Annotated in this window: 19 protein-coding genes; 14 read left to right on the top strand and 5 right to left on the bottom strand. The window is 48.2% G+C overall.

Translation table 11 applies throughout. The annotated features are described in order from the left end of the window. Nucleotides 1-16: 16 nt before the first annotated feature. Nucleotides 17-172, top strand: coding sequence for a DUF2959 domain-containing protein (locus GA003_03640; GenBank protein QXD30331.1), 156 nt, complete (start codon nucleotides 17-19; stop codon nucleotides 170-172). Nucleotides 173-312: 140 nt separating this feature from the next. Here the strand turns inward: GA003_03640 and GA003_03635 are convergent, their stop codons facing one another. The 3 genes from GA003_03635 to GA003_03625 form a co-directional block, all read right to left on the bottom strand. Further along, nucleotides 313-1,581: an ABC transporter permease gene (locus GA003_03635; GenBank protein ID QXD29079.1), complete on the bottom strand. Its 1,269-nt coding sequence runs from the start codon at nucleotides 1,579-1,581 to the stop codon at nucleotides 313-315. 136 nt (nucleotides 1,582-1,717) lie between these two features. Next, nucleotides 1,718-3,205: a lysine--tRNA ligase gene (lysS, locus tag GA003_03630; protein QXD29078.1), complete on the bottom strand. Its 1,488-nt coding sequence runs from the start codon at nucleotides 3,203-3,205 to the stop codon at nucleotides 1,718-1,720. 75 nt (nucleotides 3,206-3,280) lie between these two features. Next, nucleotides 3,281-4,234 carry a DUF975 family protein gene (locus GA003_03625; protein QXD29077.1) on the bottom strand — a complete coding sequence of 318 codons (954 nt, stop codon included), beginning with the start codon at nucleotides 4,232-4,234 and terminating at the stop codon, nucleotides 3,281-3,283. 288 nt (nucleotides 4,235-4,522) lie between these two features. Here GA003_03625 and GA003_03620 point away from each other — a divergent pair, with 288 nt between their 5' ends. From GA003_03620 to lipB, 11 genes are all read left to right on the top strand, one after another. After that, the gene (locus GA003_03620; GenBank protein QXD29076.1) at nucleotides 4,523-5,017 is read left to right on the top strand and encodes a Na+/H+ antiporter subunit E; all 495 of its coding nucleotides are present in this window, start codon (nucleotides 4,523-4,525) and stop codon (nucleotides 5,015-5,017) included. 2 nt (nucleotides 5,018-5,019) lie between these two features. Further along, on the top strand, nucleotides 5,020-5,325 hold the full coding sequence (locus GA003_03615) for a pH regulation protein F (GenBank protein ID QXD29075.1): 306 nt from the start codon (nucleotides 5,020-5,022) through the stop codon (nucleotides 5,323-5,325). Continuing rightward, nucleotides 5,322-5,660, top strand: a complete 339-nt coding sequence (gene mnhG, locus GA003_03610) for a monovalent cation/H(+) antiporter subunit G (protein QXD29074.1) — start codon at nucleotides 5,322-5,324, stop codon at nucleotides 5,658-5,660. Before GA003_03615 ends, mnhG begins: the two co-directional genes overlap by 4 nt. Continuing rightward, complete coding sequence (locus GA003_03605; GenBank protein ID QXD29073.1) at nucleotides 5,657-5,902, top strand: DUF4040 domain-containing protein; 246 nt, start codon at nucleotides 5,657-5,659, stop codon at nucleotides 5,900-5,902. The genes mnhG and GA003_03605 overlap by 4 nt, the downstream gene beginning before the upstream one ends. Further along, nucleotides 5,899-6,654, top strand: a complete 756-nt coding sequence (locus GA003_03600) for a Na(+)/H(+) antiporter subunit B (GenBank protein QXD29072.1) — start codon at nucleotides 5,899-5,901, stop codon at nucleotides 6,652-6,654. Before GA003_03605 ends, GA003_03600 begins: the two co-directional genes overlap by 4 nt. A gap of 267 nt (nucleotides 6,655-6,921) precedes the next feature. Further along, a complete protein-coding gene (locus GA003_03595) occupies nucleotides 6,922-7,488 on the top strand; it encodes a cation:proton antiporter subunit C (protein ID QXD29071.1) in 567 nt (188 codons plus the stop codon). Continuing rightward, entirely contained in the window at nucleotides 7,485-9,002 is a 1,518-nt protein-coding gene (locus tag GA003_03590; protein ID QXD29070.1) for a monovalent cation/H+ antiporter subunit D family protein, read from the top strand. The genes GA003_03595 and GA003_03590 overlap by 4 nt, the downstream gene beginning before the upstream one ends. A gap of 1 nt (nucleotide 9,003) precedes the next feature. Next, on the top strand, nucleotides 9,004-10,497 hold the full coding sequence (locus tag GA003_03585) for a monovalent cation/H+ antiporter subunit D family protein (GenBank protein ID QXD29069.1): 1,494 nt from the start codon (nucleotides 9,004-9,006) through the stop codon (nucleotides 10,495-10,497). An 8-nt stretch (nucleotides 10,498-10,505) separates the two neighbouring features. Beyond that, nucleotides 10,506-10,805: a hypothetical protein gene (locus GA003_03580; GenBank protein QXD29068.1), complete on the top strand. Its 300-nt coding sequence runs from the start codon at nucleotides 10,506-10,508 to the stop codon at nucleotides 10,803-10,805. Then, on the top strand, nucleotides 10,789-12,567 hold the full coding sequence (locus GA003_03575; protein QXD29067.1) for a Na(+)/H(+) antiporter subunit D: 1,779 nt from the start codon (nucleotides 10,789-10,791) through the stop codon (nucleotides 12,565-12,567). The genes GA003_03580 and GA003_03575 overlap by 17 nt, the downstream gene beginning before the upstream one ends. A 60-nt stretch (nucleotides 12,568-12,627) precedes the next feature. Continuing rightward, nucleotides 12,628-13,299, top strand: coding sequence for a lipoyl(octanoyl) transferase LipB (gene lipB / locus GA003_03570; GenBank protein ID QXD29066.1), 672 nt, complete (start codon nucleotides 12,628-12,630; stop codon nucleotides 13,297-13,299). A 30-nt stretch (nucleotides 13,300-13,329) separates the two neighbouring features. Here lipB and GA003_03565 read toward each other — a convergent pair whose 3' ends face one another. Beyond that, complete coding sequence (locus tag GA003_03565) at nucleotides 13,330-14,181, bottom strand: hypothetical protein (protein QXD29065.1); 852 nt, start codon at nucleotides 14,179-14,181, stop codon at nucleotides 13,330-13,332. Nucleotides 14,182-14,539: 358 nt separating this feature from the next. On the opposite strand from GA003_03565, the gene lipA reads away from it, so the two are divergent. Both lipA and GA003_03555 read left to right on the top strand, forming a co-directional pair. Beyond that, a complete protein-coding gene (gene lipA / locus GA003_03560; protein QXD29064.1) occupies nucleotides 14,540-15,415 on the top strand; it encodes a lipoyl synthase in 876 nt (291 codons plus the stop codon). A 51-nt stretch (nucleotides 15,416-15,466) separates the two neighbouring features. Then, nucleotides 15,467-16,237 carry an AMP nucleosidase gene (locus tag GA003_03555; GenBank protein QXD29063.1) on the top strand — a complete coding sequence of 257 codons (771 nt, stop codon included), beginning with the start codon at nucleotides 15,467-15,469 and terminating at the stop codon, nucleotides 16,235-16,237. A 5-nt stretch (nucleotides 16,238-16,242) separates the two neighbouring features. On the opposite strand, the gene GA003_03550 is transcribed toward GA003_03555, so the two are convergent. Then, nucleotides 16,243-18,297 carry a hypothetical protein gene (locus GA003_03550; protein QXD29062.1) on the bottom strand — a complete coding sequence of 685 codons (2,055 nt, stop codon included), beginning with the start codon at nucleotides 18,295-18,297 and terminating at the stop codon, nucleotides 16,243-16,245. Nucleotides 18,298-18,307: the final 10 nt, after the last annotated feature.

Raw genomic sequence — 18,307 nt, 5'->3', positions numbered from 1 at the left:
ATTCAGCGATCAGGTAATCTTTCTTAAGCACAATCTCAATGCACGCGCCATTGCGTCGATTCGTAACGAAGTCATCGGTCTGGAGGAAGATGTAGCGAATCTGATTAATGAGATGAACGAAGCCATCGCAGAGGCCGAGTCATTCATTGATCAGCTGCAAGCTGAGGAGTAGGACAGAGTAGTACAGGTATCTTGCCAGTGTATCACCTTGAAAGTTCCATATTCACTGCACCATTAGCGGTGTAGGTGAGGGTTCCTTTCTTGAATAAAACAGGCTGGAAGCCTATTCTACTCTATAAAGATAGTTTGGATCTACTCGCTCCGGAGCGCAGTGGCAGGGCGCATCAGCGAAGCGCGAACGGCGGGAATCAGCCCAGCCAATGTGCTGGCGACTACAGCTGAACCGATAATGATCAAAAAGTCGTCCAGTTGATAATGTGCAGGCAGGTGGGTAAATTGATAGAACCGGATGAGCGTTTCTTCCTTATTGAAGATACCAGCTACGAAGGCGACGATTTGATTTCGAAATGCCAGGCAGACGGTTGCAAATACAACGCCCAATATACTACCCACCGTTCCGATAATAAATCCCTGAGCTGTAAAACAAGCCATCAAAGCGCGAGGCGAGGCACCCATGGCACCCAGAAGTCCGATCTCCTTTGTTTTTCGAACTACCGAGATGAGCAAGGTACTGGTGATGGAAAAGGCCGAGTTCAAGATGACAAACAAGAGCAAAAAAAACATAACTGATTTTTCCAGCTGGAGGACAAAAAGAAAGTCGCGGTTTAGATCGAGCCAGGAAAATGCCTTCACCCCTAAAGGAAGTGTATCGTGAGAAAGGATGGTATCGTTGATGGTCGCCGCGATGAGATCTACGTCTTCCTCATATCCGCGCTTTAAGCGCACGGTCAGCCCATGAATGCCATCCTCAAGCCCATAGAACTCCTGCATCAAGGTGAGTGTACAAAAAAGAGTATTGTTATCGATGACCGTCCAGCCCGTTTCGAAAATACCAACGATGCGGAGTTGGCGCGGCAACATGATCTCATCCTCTTCCAGCTTCTCCATGATCAAAGGCGAAATGACTTCGAGTGTATCTCCCCTGAAGGCTCCAATCTTGCGAGCGAGTCCTGAACTAATAATAACCGAGTCGTCGTCCAGATCGTCAATCGAACCCGACTTCATAAACTTTTCGTAGGAGATAACCTCCTGCTCCAGATTAACATCGATCCCACGTATGGCCGGGAACACTGGCACATTGCGGTTTTGCACCATGACAAATCCGTAGGCATAAGGTGAAACCGCTTCGACCACTTGTTTCCCCTTGTATTCAACACCGGCTACAACCTCCATCAGCTCGTCGTAGTCGTAGATGACAGCCCGATCTTCGACCCTGATATCACCGGATGTTTCGACAATCTTATCACGGATCTCCTTTTGGAAGCCATTCATGACCGTGAGAACGATGATTAATAAACTCACTCCCAGCCCAACTCCAATGACAGACAAAACCAGAAAGAACGAAACTTTCGATCCAGTCGGGAAGAGTTGTTTAAAGGCTAGATAGAGATACCAAGGCATTGTTGATAAAGGATGAAGGTAAAAGGATGAAGGATGAAGGCTAGCATTAAAAAAACCTAACACCTGAAAGCTGACACCTGTTTCCTTAGAACTAAAAAAGTGCCAACACATCCAGTTGTCTGGTTGCTTCTACTTCTTACTCTTCCTCAGCCTCTTCTCGTTTCTCGGGACGCAGCGCTGGGAAAAGGATGGTGTCTCGAATATTAGCCGCACCGGTCAAAAGAATGATCAAGCGGTCAATACCGACACCCATACCACCTGCTGGTGGCATCCCCTGCTCCATCGCAGCCAGGAATTCCGTATCGAGATCCTGAGTCTCTTCACCGATCTGAGCTTCGAACATTTCTTTCTGAATAAAGGGGTCGTTCTGCTCAGAGTAGGCGGGAGCAATCTCCTGCCCATTGATGCAAAGTTCAAATACGTCCAACACGGCCGGATCGTCCTCGTTCAATTTCGCAAGCGGGCACAGTTCCTTTGGAATGTGTGTTACGAAAGTTGGTTGGATCAAAGTAGGCTCGATCAACTTCTCAAAGACGTTGTTGGTGATTTCATAATCCTCGAGTTCCGGATTCACCTGAATCCCCAGCCCCTCAGTCGCAGCCAGCTTCTCTTCCTTGGATCGGCTGAACCACTCGGGATCTTTAGTCGCTTCTAAAATAAGTTCCTTGTAGGAGACTTCACGCCAATCCCCACCGAGCTCGATCTCAACTCCATCCGAATTGGCGATGGTGGTAGTACCCAATACATCCTTACAGATGGTCTGGATCATGCCATGGATGAGTTCCATCATACCGCGAAAATCAGAATAGGCCTGATAAACCTCCAGCATGGTGAACTCCGGGTTGTGTCGACGAGAAAGGCCCTCATTGCGGAATACGCGACCGATCTCAAAGACACGATCAAATCCTCCAACCAGAAGACGTTTCAAGTGCAGCTCCAGCGCAATGCGCAGATAGAAATCGCAATCCAGGGCATTAAAATGCGTCACAAATGGACGAGCGGCAGCTCCACCAGCGATGTGATGAAGTGTGGAGGTTTCCACCTCCATGAAATCCTGAGCTTCCAGGTATCGGCGGATACAGGAAATGATCGCGCTACGCTTTTTAAAGCGATCGCGACTTTCTTCGTTGGTAATCAGGTCGAGGTGACGATTCCGATAAATGGTATCCGCATCGGCAAGACCATGCCACTTTTCAGGTAGAGGTCGCATGGACTTAGAAACGATCGCATAGTCGGTCACCCGAACGGTCACTTCGCCCGTCTTTGTGACAAACATCGGGCCGGAGACACCAATGATGTCACCAATATCGTGCTTCCGGAGCTTGAAATACTTCTCTTCACCCAATTCTTCACGCTTTGCGTAAATCTGGATTTTGCCATCGCGGTCGAGAATTTTGGCAAACATGGCCTTGCCCATCACATTCATATTAGTGATGCGACCGGCAACGGAGACCTCAATTTCGTTGTCTTCCTCCGGTTTATACAACGCCTTTGCTGTGGTCGAGGTATGGCTCTGCACCCAATTCTGTCGAAATGGATCGATTCCCTCGTCGCGCAACTTGTCCAGCTTGCCTTTTCGTACGGCAAACAGGTCGTGGGTATTGTCCGAAGTGTTCTTGCTCATGGTGCTAATTTAAAAAACGCGCAACCTTGAACAGGCGCCTCTAAAAGCGCAATGGAAAATCCAGAGGGTCTTAGACTAAGCCGCAGCAGGATCTTTAAGGTCGTCATAAAATGCGACCAAACTCGTAATACAGTAAGGGCCAACCCACAACATTCCGATAAAAAGGGTGAATACTGTCAGCAAGGACCATCCGAAAAATACGAGGTACATCATAAAGAGTTTACCTTTATGTCCCTTGATCATGGCCGGACTCTTTTTCAAAGCATGCACGGCTCCTAATTCCGGTTCATCGAGGGCAATAAAAAATGAGAGACCAAAATACAGATACAGCATAATAGACATGCCAAACATCATTATGTAGAGGAGGCCAAATCCCAGACCCATGTGAGGAGTAAAGGCCTCCGAGCCTCCTTGACTCGAAGCTACTGCGATTCCTATTAAAATACCGCCAGGAATTATAGCAATGAGGGTCGCACCGACAGAGATAACAAATAACAATAAGTATAGAGCAAGTCCCAGAGGGAAGTTTTTGAATCCATTGAACAGTTGCCCGAACTCAGGACCAGCCCTTCGGTAGACCCGGACAAAAAACTCAACGATTCCCATGATCAGGGGTCCGGAGCATATCACCGTCGCGAGTAGCCCAAGAATGGGAATGAATCCCATCACTATAAATGCCAAATAGCTGACTATTACCAATCCGATGGCCACTCCCCACTGCCCCTTGAGGGCTTCGAGCGCTTGTTTTCTTAAATCGGCGTTGGGGGTTCGTCCGCCCGTACCAAAACCTTCCAGCACTGGCGCGTCCAGAGCCGGACCTTGAGCCCCATGAGACACCGGTGCTGAAGCTTGCCTCGCAGCCTCGGAAGTTGGTGAAACAAATACAAAGTCATAAGAAACCCACTCGCTAAGACCTTCTCTCCAGATCAAGTCATTTTCCTTAAGCTGCCCTGACTCAAACAATTGTTTAAGTTCGTTTTCACTTTTCGGACCTTGTTGTTCGCCGTTGATTGCATAGTGCCAATTCATAGATGCAGAGGTGGTTGAAAGTAATACTAGTATGAGACAAGTCGACTGACCTTGAGCTTCATGATTCCTAATAACCAGAGATACACGCAAGCTGTAAAACATGACCAAAATTCAAGGCTGGAGAATACCATTTGCGAAGATGGGAGGTGATCTTGGAACCGGAAGATCTAAAAATTCACCCGAAAAGACTTGTGCAAGACTAGGCAGATCACTTTTTTTACATATTCGCTCACCTGTTATCCGAAGGTCGAGTCTAAGTCCGCATCCGCAATTTCTCTAACGCTCTATATGTACCGTATTGCCATCTTCTTGCTGTTACTCGGCATCTGGATTGTATTTTCAGGAAAGTTTGACGCCTTTCACCTATTCCTCGGTGCGCTTGCTTCCTTATTCATAACTGCCATCTCAGGGAGTTTCTATTTTAGTAATCGATCCAAAAGTTTTGGATCACGAATGGGAGAAATCATTCGCCTGCCAGGATATGGTCTTTGGCTCCTGTGGCAAATCGTCCTTTCGAATGTTCACATTTTGAAGCTCGCTCTGACTCCAGGAGATATCAAGGAGCTCGATCCGACCTTAGTCCGAATCAAGCCCAAGCTGAAGACTGACTTTGGCAAATATATGCTCGCCAATTCCATTACCCTGACTCCCGGAACTATCACAATTGAGGTGGGAGAAAATGAAATGCTCATTCACTCCATCAGCAAACATACCGCCGATGGCGTAAAGGACGACTCTATGGAAAAGAAAGTGGCTAAGGTTTTTGAAGGAGGGGACAGCTAAATATGGAAACCTTTTTTGTCTTCTCGGGAGTCGCCATATTGATTCTTATGCTCCCGATCATGTATCGCATCGTGGCAGGTCCCACAGCTATCGACCGCATTGTAGCGGTCAATGTGATTGGTACTAAAACAACGGTTCTGCTGGTGATCATCGGCATTCTCTTTGGTCGAGTGGAAATGTTTGTGGACTTCGCTCTGACCTATGCGTTGCTCAACTTTATCGGTTCGTTGGCTGCAGCTCGGTTCCTGGATCGGGTAAATCCGAACAAGCATTACTCAACCATGAAAGCGGAGGAGGCACCCAAATGATACTCAATGCGATCTGCATCTTCCTAGTCTCTACCGGAATCATATTCTTTCTAGGTGGAGCCGTTGGGGTCCTTCGCTTCCCCGACTTTTACACGCGTATGCACGCAGCCGGGAAGGGCGACACCTGTTCCATGCTGCTCATCCTCACCGGGCTATCGCTTTTCCAGCTCAACGACCCCACCCTGGCCAACTTCCTGGTCGTGGGAAAAATCTTTTTCATCACCTTTTTCATCATGATCACAAGCCCGACGAGTACTCACGCTCTGATTAGAGCCGGGTTTGAAGAAGGCATCAAGATGTGGAAACGGGAAGATTCGAAAGGAGAAGGACAATGATCTGGATTTTTGATCTCATCATTTTGGTTTTCCTGGTGATTACCGCGATCATCTCACTGCAGGTCAAAGACCTGTTGAGTGCCGCGATGATCTTCGGCGTCTACAGTTTCCTTATGTGTCTGCTCTGGTCAGGCATGGGTGCGGTGGACGTCGCATTCACTGAAGCAGCCGTGGGAGCTGGCGTGAGCGCTGTATTTCTAATTTCAACCGTGCTCCGCACATCAAGGAGGTCATCAGATTGAAGATACTAGGCATCATCACCGTCATCATCACTGGTTTTCTATTGCTCCAGGCTGAACGCGACTTTCCTGACTGGGGCGATACTGAGTCCCCGGCCAGTGACAACCGCCTATCCCAGCATTACATAACCGAAACGATCAACGAAACGCGCGTGCCCAATATGGTAACCGCGGTGCTGGCTGATTACCGGGGCTACGACACCATGTTTGAAACCGTGGTGATCTTCACCGCTGGAATCGCTATCATCGGCATCCTTCGGGTTTATGGTCCCTCTACCAAACTGGAGCACCCAGAACCCACGCTGGAGACCAAGAAACCGGATCTAATCATCGAAACCACCTGTCGTCTGTTGATCCCAGTTATCCAGGTCTTTGCTCTCTACGTTATTGCCCACGGACACTACAGTCCAGGAGGAGGTTTCCAGGGCGGCGTGATATTCGGAGCGGCATTCATCTTGCTGGCACTAGCACGTGATTTACAGACTGCGCAGAAGTGGGTACCTGAAAATCGGGTACTAAACCTGGCAGCAATCGGTATCTTCATCTACGCCGGTCACGGTGTTCTGTCCCTAATCTTCGGTGAGAATTTTCTCGACTACAGCATTTTGACCAAGGTTCTACCAGGCGACGCGATCGATGCGCGCTACCACAGCATGTTAGGGGTAGAGATCGGAGTAGCATTCACGGTTACGGCAATCATGTTTTCCATCTATTCAAATCTAGCTTCTAACGGCAAAATGGAGGAAGGCATCTAACCTGGGCTCCCCAGCAAATGCGCCCAAAAAATTTAAAGCAATTAACCATTCGTGACCTTAACAGAAAATAGCTCTCATAGAAATGCGGCTTGGACGCATTTTCGGGCGGAGATGCTGAGTATTCCTTCCTCTCGACTCAGTTACGCACCCAGGTGCGCTCCTTCGTCTGTCGGTCGTCAACCTCAACATTGGTCCGATGCGCAATGCGCTCGGTCATGTCATCACTTCGTTCTTCGGAACCACTCCGTGAGAAAGCCAGGTTTGTAAATGGAACTCCTACAATCTATAGCAGATAGTTTTAACTATTGGATCTACATCATCATTATGATGATTGGGCTCTATGCCTTGGTAGCCAAAAATAATTTGGTTAAGAAGCTGATTGGGATGTCGATCTTCCAAACGGCGATCATCCTCTTTTACGTTTCCATTGGTTACAAAGACGGCGCAACGATTCCGATTCTTTACGAACACCAGGCCCATCATGGCCACCATGATGAAGGACATGGTGAAGCGGAAGAAGCACATCACGACGTGGAGCACGCGGTTAAGGAAGCGGCTAAGGAGATACACGCCGCTGCTGAAAACCATGCGGATGGTCACGATTCTCATGCCGATGACCATGATTCTCATGCAGTCAGTCATGATACTCTCAGCAGCTCAGCGTTCGATGCAGAAGAATTTGCCAATCCCCTTGTCCACGTGCTCATGCTCACGGCTATTGTGGTAGGTGTTGCAACACTCGGTGTTGGATTGGCCATCACACAGAAACTTTACGGAGAGTTCGGCTCCATTGAGGAAAGCGAAATCATTGAACAGATTCGAACCGGAAAATGACTGAACAGGCACCCATACTCATTCTGTTATTTCCCTTCCTGACGGCTGTTATTGTAGCCCTGGTTGGACTTCGTTATAAATCGCTTAGTTGGCCACTCGCTTTGGTCAGCTTGGGTGCCTCGGTGTGCGCGAGTCTAACAACGCTCGCTCAAGTCGTAGAACATGGCCCCATCCGCTATAAGCTAGGTGGTTGGTCTCCTCCCTTTGGCATAGAATTCCATATTGACGGACTGAACGCCTTGGTAGCGGTAACCGTTTCAGTGGTTGCACTACTTACAGCCATCTATTCGAAGGATAACGTAGATGCGGAGACTCCAGATAAGTCGTCTCAGTATTACTGCTTGTTTCTACTCTTGGTATCCGGCCTCCTTGGCATCGTGATTACCGGTGATGCCTTCAATTTGTATGTGCTGTTGGAAGTCTCGGCTTTGACCAGTTATGCTTTGATTGCCATGGGTAAAAAACGCGCCACCTTGGCTGCGTTTAAATACCTGATCATGGGAACGATCGGTGCATCCTTCTATCTGTTAGGTGTAGGATACCTCTACATTAAGACGGGTTCACTGAACATGCTGGATATCCGCGATATCCTCGAAACGGCTGAGCTGTTCGACTCACCTACGATTCTGGTGGCCTTCATTATGATCACAGTCGGGGTGTGGATCAAAATGGCTTTCTTCCCACTCCACTCGTGGCTCCCAAACAGTTACGCCTCTGCTCCAACGACGAGTAGTAACATCATGGCCCCACTCGTTACGAAGGTAATGATCTACGTCATGGTGCGCATGGTGCTTACGGTGTTTGGACCGAACTACGCCTTTGAAATTTTGGATTGGGACAACATCGTCGTCTGGCTGGCCGTCATCGCCATCCTCGCCGGATCGATCGGTGCACTGGCCCAGAAAGACCTGCGCAAGATGCTGACCTTCCTCATCATCGCGGAAGTGGGCTACATGGTTGGTGGTTTGTGGTTGGCGGACGAAACCGGAATCACCGGAACGATTTTCCATATCATCAGCGATGCCTTCATGACGCTCTGCGTTTTCCTCTTTGCAGGAATCGTTTTTGCCAAGACTGGAGCGCGCGACATCTACGCCCTTGAGGGTATGTTCAAGAAAATGCCACTGACCATGGTCGGGTTCTTGGTGGGGGCGCTCTCACTCATCGGCATTCCTCCAACAGCTGGATTCTTCAGTAAATGGTATTTGGTCCAAGGCGGCATTAATTCCGGAAACTGGGAATACGTCGTGGCGCTTCTCATTTCCAGTCTGATCAATGCGGTCCTTTTCTTCCGCCTAATCGAAATCGCCTACTTTGGGAAAAAACCAGCAGAAGGACACGGCCATCATCATGGCGATGACCACGCGAAAGTATCCGAGGCATCCTTCACCATGCTGTTTCCGCTACTTAGCACTGCGGCCATTCTCATCCTCATTGGACTTTATAATAAAGAACTGGTTTTCGTGATTCAGGACTTCCTCTCCCAATTCAACCTCGCAACCAGCATTCGTTAACATGAGTTCTACGATTACAAGTATCACTCCCCTTCTGGCCTGCCTGGTTTCGCTCATCGCAGTGTTGCCGATTGTGCTGCTGCGCAAATCACCCAACGCACGGGAAGGCGCTACGTTTGTAGCTGGGATCATAAAATTTGGGCTGGTGCTCTACATGCTTCCCACGGTCTTGGCCGGCACCAAGATCGAATATACCCTGTGGCAAATTTTACCAAACATCGCTATCGAATTTCGGGTGGATGGACTGGGAATGCTATTTGGCCTGGTCGCCTCATCCCTTTGGATTGTGACCTCCCTTTATTCGATTGGATACATGCGGGGGTTGAAGGAACACTCGCAAACCCGGTTCTTTTCATTCTTTGCTGTTTCCTTGTCCGCAACCATCGGTGTGGCCTTCTCTGGTAACTTGTTCACGCTTTACCTCTTCTACGAAATGCTGTCACTGGCGACCTATCCACTGGTGACACACCACCAGGATAAGGAAGCCAGAACAGGTGGAAGAACTTACCTGACCTATCTGCTAACAACGTCCATCGGATTTGTTCTTCCTGCGCTTATATTCGTCTTTGTTAAGACAGGCAGCAGTATGGACTTTAGTCCGGAAGGATTTCTGGCTGGGCACGTCAGCCCCTCGACTGCGTTGGTCCTGTTGTTACTTTTCACCTTCGGTTTTGCCAAGGCGGGGATCATGCCCTTTCACTCCTGGTTGCCAGGAGCGATGGTCGCTCCCACTCCAGTCAGTGCCCTGCTCCACGCGGTGGCGGTAGTGAAAGTGGGTGTATTTTGTATCCTGCGTGTATTCACCGGGGTCTTCGGCATCGATTTCCTAGAGAGTATGGATATCGCAACCGTGATTGCCTGGATCGCTGCCTTTACGGTGATTACTTCGTCACTGATAGCGCTGAGCCAAGACAATCTGAAACGGCGCTTAGCCTTCTCCACGATTGGGCAACTGTCTTACATCATTCTGGGGGTAGCGCTTTTGAGTGACCGAGCCGTTACCGGGTCAATGACCCATATCGCGATGCACGCGGTTGGTAAGATCACTCTGTTCATGTGTGCCGGCGCGGTCTTTGTGGCCACCGGTAAAAAGTACATCAGCCAAATGGACGGCTTGGGCAAGAAGATGCCATTCACCTTTGCCGCCTTCACGATTGGTGCGCTGAGCGTAACCGGACTGCCTCCAACCGGGGGATTGATCAGTAAATTTTACTTGGTGACCGGGACTGTCGACGCAGGCCAGATAGCTCTGCTTGTGATATTCTTGATCAGCACCATCCTAAACGCGGCCTACCTGCTCCCTATTGGCTACCGTGCATTTTTCCCGAAAGACAAGGAGCTATCAAAAACTCCATTCTCCTGGAAGGCCGTGGAAGAAGCTTCTCTGCCCTGCGTTCTGCCCGTTTGCATCACATCCACCTTGGCACTGGTGCTGTTTATTAAACCTCAATTTTTAATCAACCTCGCCGGGCTCATGCTCGGATCAGGCGGATAATCTGAACCATGGAAAATCCCAAAAAAGAATTCGATTGGTTTGACCACAAGTCCTCAAGAAAGCTCCTTTGGTGGCTTTTATGGATCACCTGCGGACTGACCGTGGTCGCGGAACTATTCATCCACCGTCATCCACACTTTGACATCGATGCTGTCTTTTCATTTTACGCGATTACCGGCTTCATTGGCTGTGCGATCATGATAATCGGTGCCAAGGGCCTGGGCTTCATTTTGAAACGCGATGACAACTACTATGGAGAAGTGGAAGAAACCAGCTTACCGGAGGACATAGATGGAGACGCTCAGTAATATTCCTCCCGCATTTCTGCTCTTCGTAGCTGCCTGCCTAACCCCCGTCATCAAGGGTGTGGCTCGTAATGTATTTCTCATTCTGGTTCCAGCTGTTGTCTTTTTCTATATTGCCGCGTTGCCTGTAGGCGATGGACCTTCCTTCTCATTCCTTCCAGGATTCGGGGAAATCGAGCCACTCAGGGTCGATAAACTCAGTAAGGCCTTCGGCTATATTTTTACGCTGAACGCCGCGGCGGCGATGCTCTTTGCCTTCTATGTGAAAAAGGCCTTTCAGCATACCTGGGCACTCGTATACATTGGCTCGGCCTTAGGGGTAATTTTCTCAGGTGACTTAATCACGCTCTACATCAATTGGGAGCTCATGGCGATTTCCTCCACCTTCGTCATTATGGCGCGTAACACGGAGAAAGCCAAAAGTGCCGCCTTCCGCTACGTATTGGTCCATATCTTTGGTGGCCTACTTCTCCTGGCAGGAATAGTCATGACCATCTCAGCCGGAGACGGAATCGCATTCGATGGTTTTCAATTTGAGAATGCAAACACGGCCAGCACCTTAATCCTTTTGGGATTCCTGGTAAACGCAGCAGCTCCCGGGGTGTCTGCCTGGTTGTCCGATGCTTACCCGGAAGCCAGTGTAACGGGCGGGGTCATTCTGAGTGCTTACACAACCAAGACCGCAGTCTACGTACTGCTGCGAGGTTTCGCCGGTTGGGAACCACTGATTTGGGTGGGTTGCGCGATGACGGTCTTTGGGATCATTTACGCCCTGCTGGAAAACGACATGCGTCGTATCCTCGCCTACTCTATCATTAACCAGGTAGGTTTCATGGTGTGTGCCGCAGGCATCGGTACCAAGATGGCGATCAGTGGGGCCGTTGCGCACGCATTCTGTCACATCATTTATAAATCGCTGCTTTGGATGTCAGCGGGTGCGGTGCTCTACCGGACCGGGAAAAGCAAATGTACCGAACTGGGTGGGCTCTATAAAACGATGCCCCTGACGCTCATATTTGGAACGATCGGCGCCTTAGCGATTTCCGCAGTGCCGTTCACTAGCGGCTTTACGTCTAAGACGATTATCATCGCAGCAACGGAGTACTCGCATCTCTTTTGGCCCTGGATAGTCCTGGAGCTAGCCTCAGCAGGCGTATTCCTGCACGCGGGCATCAAGTTTCCCTATTTTGTATTCTTCAATGTAGACCGTGGACTCCGTCCGAAGGAAGCCCCCAAGACCATGCTTCTGGCCATGGCCTTTTTATCCTTCCTCTGTATCTATATGGGGCTACGCCCCAACGAGCTCTACAGTATACTACCGTTTGCAGTTGATTATAAGGCTTACACGGTACCGCACCTGGTAACGCAGATGCAGTTGCTGATGTTTTCTGCCTTAGTGTTCTTCCTTTTCCTGCCGATGCTCAAGCGCACGGCCACCATCAGTTTGGATACTGACTGGCTCTACCGAAAAGGAGGCAAAGCATTTTATGGTCTGATGGATCGTGGACTGAACGGTATCAACGGAATTGCACATCAAACTTTTATTGGCGGATTTACCACCAAACTGGGAGAGCTCGCTGCTACCGGACCCACGCGCGCACTGCTTTTAATTCTGACTCCTTATTGGACTCTGACCGGGAAAAACAAGGAAGACCAACAGACATTAAAAACAACGATCCAAACCCAGGTTGATAAAGGTGCATTCCCTATCGGTATCACGGCTTGGCTTTCGGTTCTATTTCTGGCCTTGCTTTTCCTTTTCTAAAGCAAGTTCCTGGGCTAGTTCCAAGTGACCAGCCCGATCCAGACGCTGGTCTGATTCAGAATGAAAGACAAAGCCGCCAAACCATTTCCTTTCGAGATAGAGGATTGGGGGAATACCGATTATGATAGCGCCCTTGAAAAGCAGCAAGGCTATGTGCGTGAAAGAATAGACGGAAAGCGGAAAGATACGCTCGTATTCACGGAGCACCTACCCGCCTACACAATGGGTTTACGCAAGGGCGCTGAAAACCACCTGATTTGGGATGAAGATACCTTGAACGAAAAAGGCATCACTCTGCACAAAACAAACCGAGGTGGTGACATAACTTATCATGGTCCTGGTCAACTAACTACTTACCCTATCATCAGCCTCGAAAAACTGAGAGACCTTCACGCATACCTTCGTTTAATGGAGGACGTGTTAATAGACATTGTCGGTCGATTTGATCTGAAGGCTAAACGTCGCGATGGATTGACCGGAATCTGGATAGAAAAACGCAAAATTGCCGCCATCGGCGTAGCGGTAAAATCGTGGGTCAGCTACCACGGATTTGCATTAAATGCTAACAATGACCTTAGCCCGTTTACAGGTATTGTTCCTTGTGGCATTGTCGATGGAACAGTCACTTCTCTAAAACAGGAATTGGGGTATGAGGTGGATATGAGTCACCTTCAGTCTGTCGTATCTCAATCCTTCGAATCAGTATTCAGATCCTATTTCGTTGGCATCTGATTTGGGACTTACAACAGACCGGTTGGATGTCTAAGTCTTCTTCCGTATCAACTGGAGAACAGGACTCTCAAACAATTTAAATTTCAGATAGAAAATGGAGATAAACATGCGGAAGCTTTGCTTCAATCCATTCCAGACTGAAATGTTTTGAATAGGCATATCCGTTCCAGCTCCTTGAAGAAAGACTCTGTTCTCTCCTGCATTTTCATTCATCTCTTTGGCAATTCGAAGAATATCGCATCTACCGTGGACGATCTTCGCTTCTCCCCATAGACGGGTTCCAAATAACCTTAACGCGTTGTATTCATCTGGTAAAATGGCCACACGTATGTCGCGGTTGGTCCAAATTAATTTTCGAAGACTCGGTTGATCGTTCGTGAGATACCACTCATCAGGTCCGTATTTCTCAAGCCATCCGGCAGTTTTTAGATATTCCGAATGCCACTGTTTTAACGCATTCATTACTGCCAGGGTATTTCGGAAACAAAGGACTCCTCCATTGATGTCACACAGGCCTCGAGGGATATCCATCTCACCTTCGTACCAATACCCGCGTGCAGACGCAATCGTTCCGGCAAAATCGCAGTATTCTAGAACATCAAAGTATTCATCAAGGCTGCCCGTTATGTAAGTATCAGAATCGATGAAGAGAGTCTGATCATAAGGAGTTTTCCAGATATTGCAGATTTTGTCCAACACCGAGAAATAGGGCTTCTCAATTTGGACAAAGTTATCAAAGAGTGGGTCCACCTCCTCACGATCCGTAAATATCGTTACCGATAAATCTGGATTATGCTGCTTCAGGCTACCGACTGATTTTAGACATTCGTCATAAAACCTGTCGCCAGTAGAAATGTAAACGACACCTCTATTTGCATTCATGAGAGGAAATTAAGAAAGGGATGAGATGAGCGCTCCTGAGAGCTATTTAAACAAAAATGAATAACCAATTTAATTCAAAGTGAATGAATAAAAAGAGCGTTGAATTACCCGGCTCAGAGCTTTTACGCAATTTTGACATTCATTTTTGTATTTTCATGATCCAAGCACCTCAAAATGAAAATGGAAAGCGTTTCCCAACGGACAATTCATACTTTGTTCCTGCACTCAAAACAGGAAATCTTGCAGGCAAAAGTCGATCGTGATCGATAAAGCCTGTTTTCCCATTGAAATGACTTATAGGCCCTCCATAGTCGCCAATGAATTTTGATATTGGTAAGATAGGACCAGAGATTCGCATATGAAAAACAAACCCGAGTGGTTGAGAGCCAAATTGCCTTCCGGACCGGAATACCATGCGGTAAATGAATTGGTAGAGACCAATAAGTTGCATACCGTATGCAAGAGTGCCGCATGCCCTAATATGGGTGAATGTTGGACACGTGGAACAGCCACTTTAATGATCTTGGGAAATGTCTGCACAAGATCATGTGGTTTTTGTGCTATCCAAACAGGAAGACCTCCTGAACTCGATTTAGGGGAGCCAGCCAGAGTAGCAGATGCAGTCGCGAAAATGGGGCTCAAACATGCCGTAATAACATCCGTTGCACGGGATGACCTGAAAGATGGTGGTGCGTCCCTTTGGGCTGCAACCATCCGCGCTATACGCCACAGAAACCCACAAACTGCGGTCGAAGTATTAATTCCAGACTTTCAAGGTAACAATGATCACTTGGATATCGTGCTGGAAGCTAAGCCCGATATACTTAACCACAACGTAGAGACGGTTGAGCGACTGCAAAGATCGGTCAGAAAAACAGCCGATTACCAACAATCTTTGACTGTGCTTCGGCATGCCAAGAAACGCGGGTTTACGACCAAATCCGGCATCATGCTCGGACTGGGAGAGAAAGCAGAAGAGATTGAAGCATGCCTCCGGGATATGAGGGATGCAGAGATCGATATTTTAACTATTGGCCAATACCTGCAACCCACACCGAAGCATCTTCCACTAGAGCGCTGGGTAACACCTGATGAGTTCGAACATTGGAAAACGTTCGGTCTCGATATCGGATTTGGAGTGATTGAATCAGCACCCTTGGTCCGGAGTTCGTACCATGCTGAAGAACAATCGGAAAAGTACGCTCCCAGAGATCATTCAGCCAGATCGGCCTGATCCAAGTAGGTTCATAGTTGATATTTGCCGACTAAGCAGTTCTGCTTAGCCATGGTTACCAAAGAGGGAATTGTTGAAAACTGGCTTCCTAGATACACCGGAGTTGCACTAAAAGATTTCGGGGAGTACATCCTGCTCACCAACTTCAACGACTACTTAAACAAATTTGCTCGTTGGAATCGTGTGAAGGTCCAAGGCAAGGGGAAACCGATGCCAACAGCGACGGCGGATAATATCACCATGATAAACTTTGGAATGGGTAGCGCCAACGCTGCATCCATCATGGATCTATTGACCGCGATCAATCCCAAGGGAGTTCTGTTTTTGGGAAAATGTGGCAGTTTAAAGAGCGATATGCCGATCGGATCCTTTTTATTACCCATTGCAGCCATCCGAGGTGAAGGAACTTCCAACGATTACTTTCCGCCAGAAGTGCCTGCATTGCCCGCATTCGAACTGCAAAGAGCCACATCCGAAGCCATCCGTGATCAGGAACAGGATTACTACACCGGGGTTGCCTACACAACCAACCGCCGAGTCTGGGAACATGATGAGGAGTTTAAGGACTACCTGACTAAGATTCGCTGCAACGCCATCGAAATGGAAACGGCCACTATTTTCTCTGTGGGATTTAACAATCGAATTCCTACCGGAGCACTACTGCTGGTCTCCGATGAACCCATGATTCCTGAGGGCATCAAAACAGAGGAGAGTGATGCAATGGTTAATCAGAATTTTACCTCCACTCATGTAAAGATCGGCATTGAAGCGCTCAAACAACTGGCAGAAAGCAAGGCATCCATCAAACACCTCATCTTTTAGTATCCTCAGCGCCTACGGTAAGGAGCGACATCTTCCAGGATTTCGCGTTGGCTGACACGCCGTCGAGAACGTTTCTTCACGCTGGAAAGCACACTGCTTCCTAAGAAGTAAGATTGCGCAGCAATTACAACTGAAGCAATCACCTGTGCCGAAAGAGCGGCCAGTGGATTCAACCAGCCTAATATAAGCCCGAAACTCACCAAAGTCGTTCCTCCTAGAAAAGCCCATTCGTTAATTTTGGACAGCCGAATAATTCTTCGGCAATAAGGGATTGAGAACGCGATTGTAGAGAGTCTGTTTGAGGCTAGCACAGCTGAAGCTGAAGCAAGTAAAGGATCAGGTGAATGACGCAAGGCAATCGATACATAAGAGGCACTCATAGCACGAAAGTCATTTAATCCGTCCCCGACAAATAATACTCGTTGGTCCGATTCCATTTCAGTCACGACGCGGTCCTGCTTTTGTCGTGATGAAAGATTTTTCTCAAGGTCCAGGCCCTCCAATCTGGCATCATCAAATTCAGAGTCCCCGGTCAGGATCCCTGAGGGAACTCCCAGATATTTCATTTGAGCAAAGAAAGGTTGGGGAGATATGTTCCACGCCTCTTTCAATTTTGCGAGGGCACACAAACGATCATCCAAGCTGAACCATATTCTCTTCCCGGAAGTAAAATCATGCTCTTCGAGTATCGCTCTAAATTTAGATTCTCCATTTTGACCAAGAATGTAGTGCTGTTCGCCAATCCTTAGCTTTCTACGATTTCCCAAACCGTCAGTTAGGTTCACTTCAACACCGGATCCTGGGATAATATTGTATTGAAGGTCTTCCAGAACCGGTTCGCCATCAATCAATCCTCCGACACCACTCAGAGAATTAAGAAGAGGATGATGGACCATTCGCTTGGTTTGATGAATAAGAGAAATTATCCAATCCTCTCGATCTTGAAAAGCAGGCATGACAAATAAGCGCTCTAGCTTGAGGTCGTTACGCGATACCACACCGGTTTTACCAAAAAATGCACAATCCACGTTTGCCATTTGAGTAACAAATTCAGGACCTCGTCCGTACAGCTTGCGTTTGGTCAAATGAACAAGCCCTGTCCAGTAATGGACGGGGATACCCGAAACCCATACAAGAGCACCTCCGGCAATTAGAATGCCTGATGCCTGAACTAAAGCTGGATAAAATCCCGAGCGATCCGCTCCCGCAACAAAACCAATACCGGCAAGCACTCCAAGTATCAGTGACGCATACATGGAACTCACCCTTAAGTTGTTGTCATAACCTTCAGTATTTAACAACGGGTTCGAGATGATTTGAAACTTTCTGGGCAAGTAAGGAGCTAACGTTTTCAGAGTAAAGATTCCATCTTGAGAAACACTCCCTGCAAGGATCGGATCACCAGGTTGTTTAATTACGGGAAATGTAGTTCCTTTGAGTGAAGCTTCCGATACGTATCCCTCACCGCGAACAACCACGCCATCTACGGGAATCACCTGGGAGGTAGATACTTTTATCTCATCGCCCGCTTTCAGGTCGACTAATGGAATGCGCACGACCGATCCGTCAGCCTCCACTCGATTGCACCGCTCAATCCGATTGAAGTGTAACGGGAGAGCCTCCTTGATGAGCCTCATTTTCCGAGTCAGCCAATGACGTCCACCACCGTAAACCATAAGGGCGGTTGAGATAACCTCATAGTAAAACCAAGGCTGGCTTTGCAACGAGGCCGATAAAGAGATGAAAAACATCAGAACCAGCCCGAACAAAAAACAAGCCTCCACCGAAATTCGTCTATCGTTCCAACCCCGAATAGTTTCAAGAATAAGTGGAGGTGCCAGGAGGGCAAAGGAGAGCGTGGTGCCAACGACAAGTCCGCAATGAACAAGGAAATAGAGCAACCCACTCGGAGGAACAAACTCGACCATAACACGCAACGCCCAAGCGTGAACACACAGTGCAATGGCAATACTTCCTTTGACCCAATTAAAATCACTGGAGTGGAACAATGAATAGTCCACCCAGGAAATGAGCTTAGAAGACGAAGACGGTTTTACCATGGGGTAGAAA

Source organism: Opitutia bacterium ISCC 52, assembly GCA_014529675.2.
Taxonomy (GTDB): domain Bacteria; phylum Verrucomicrobiota; class Verrucomicrobiia; order Opitutales; family UBA2995; genus UBA2995.
The sequence above is the reverse complement of the archived record's forward strand: the minus strand, read 5'-3'. Positions and strand labels throughout refer to the sequence as shown.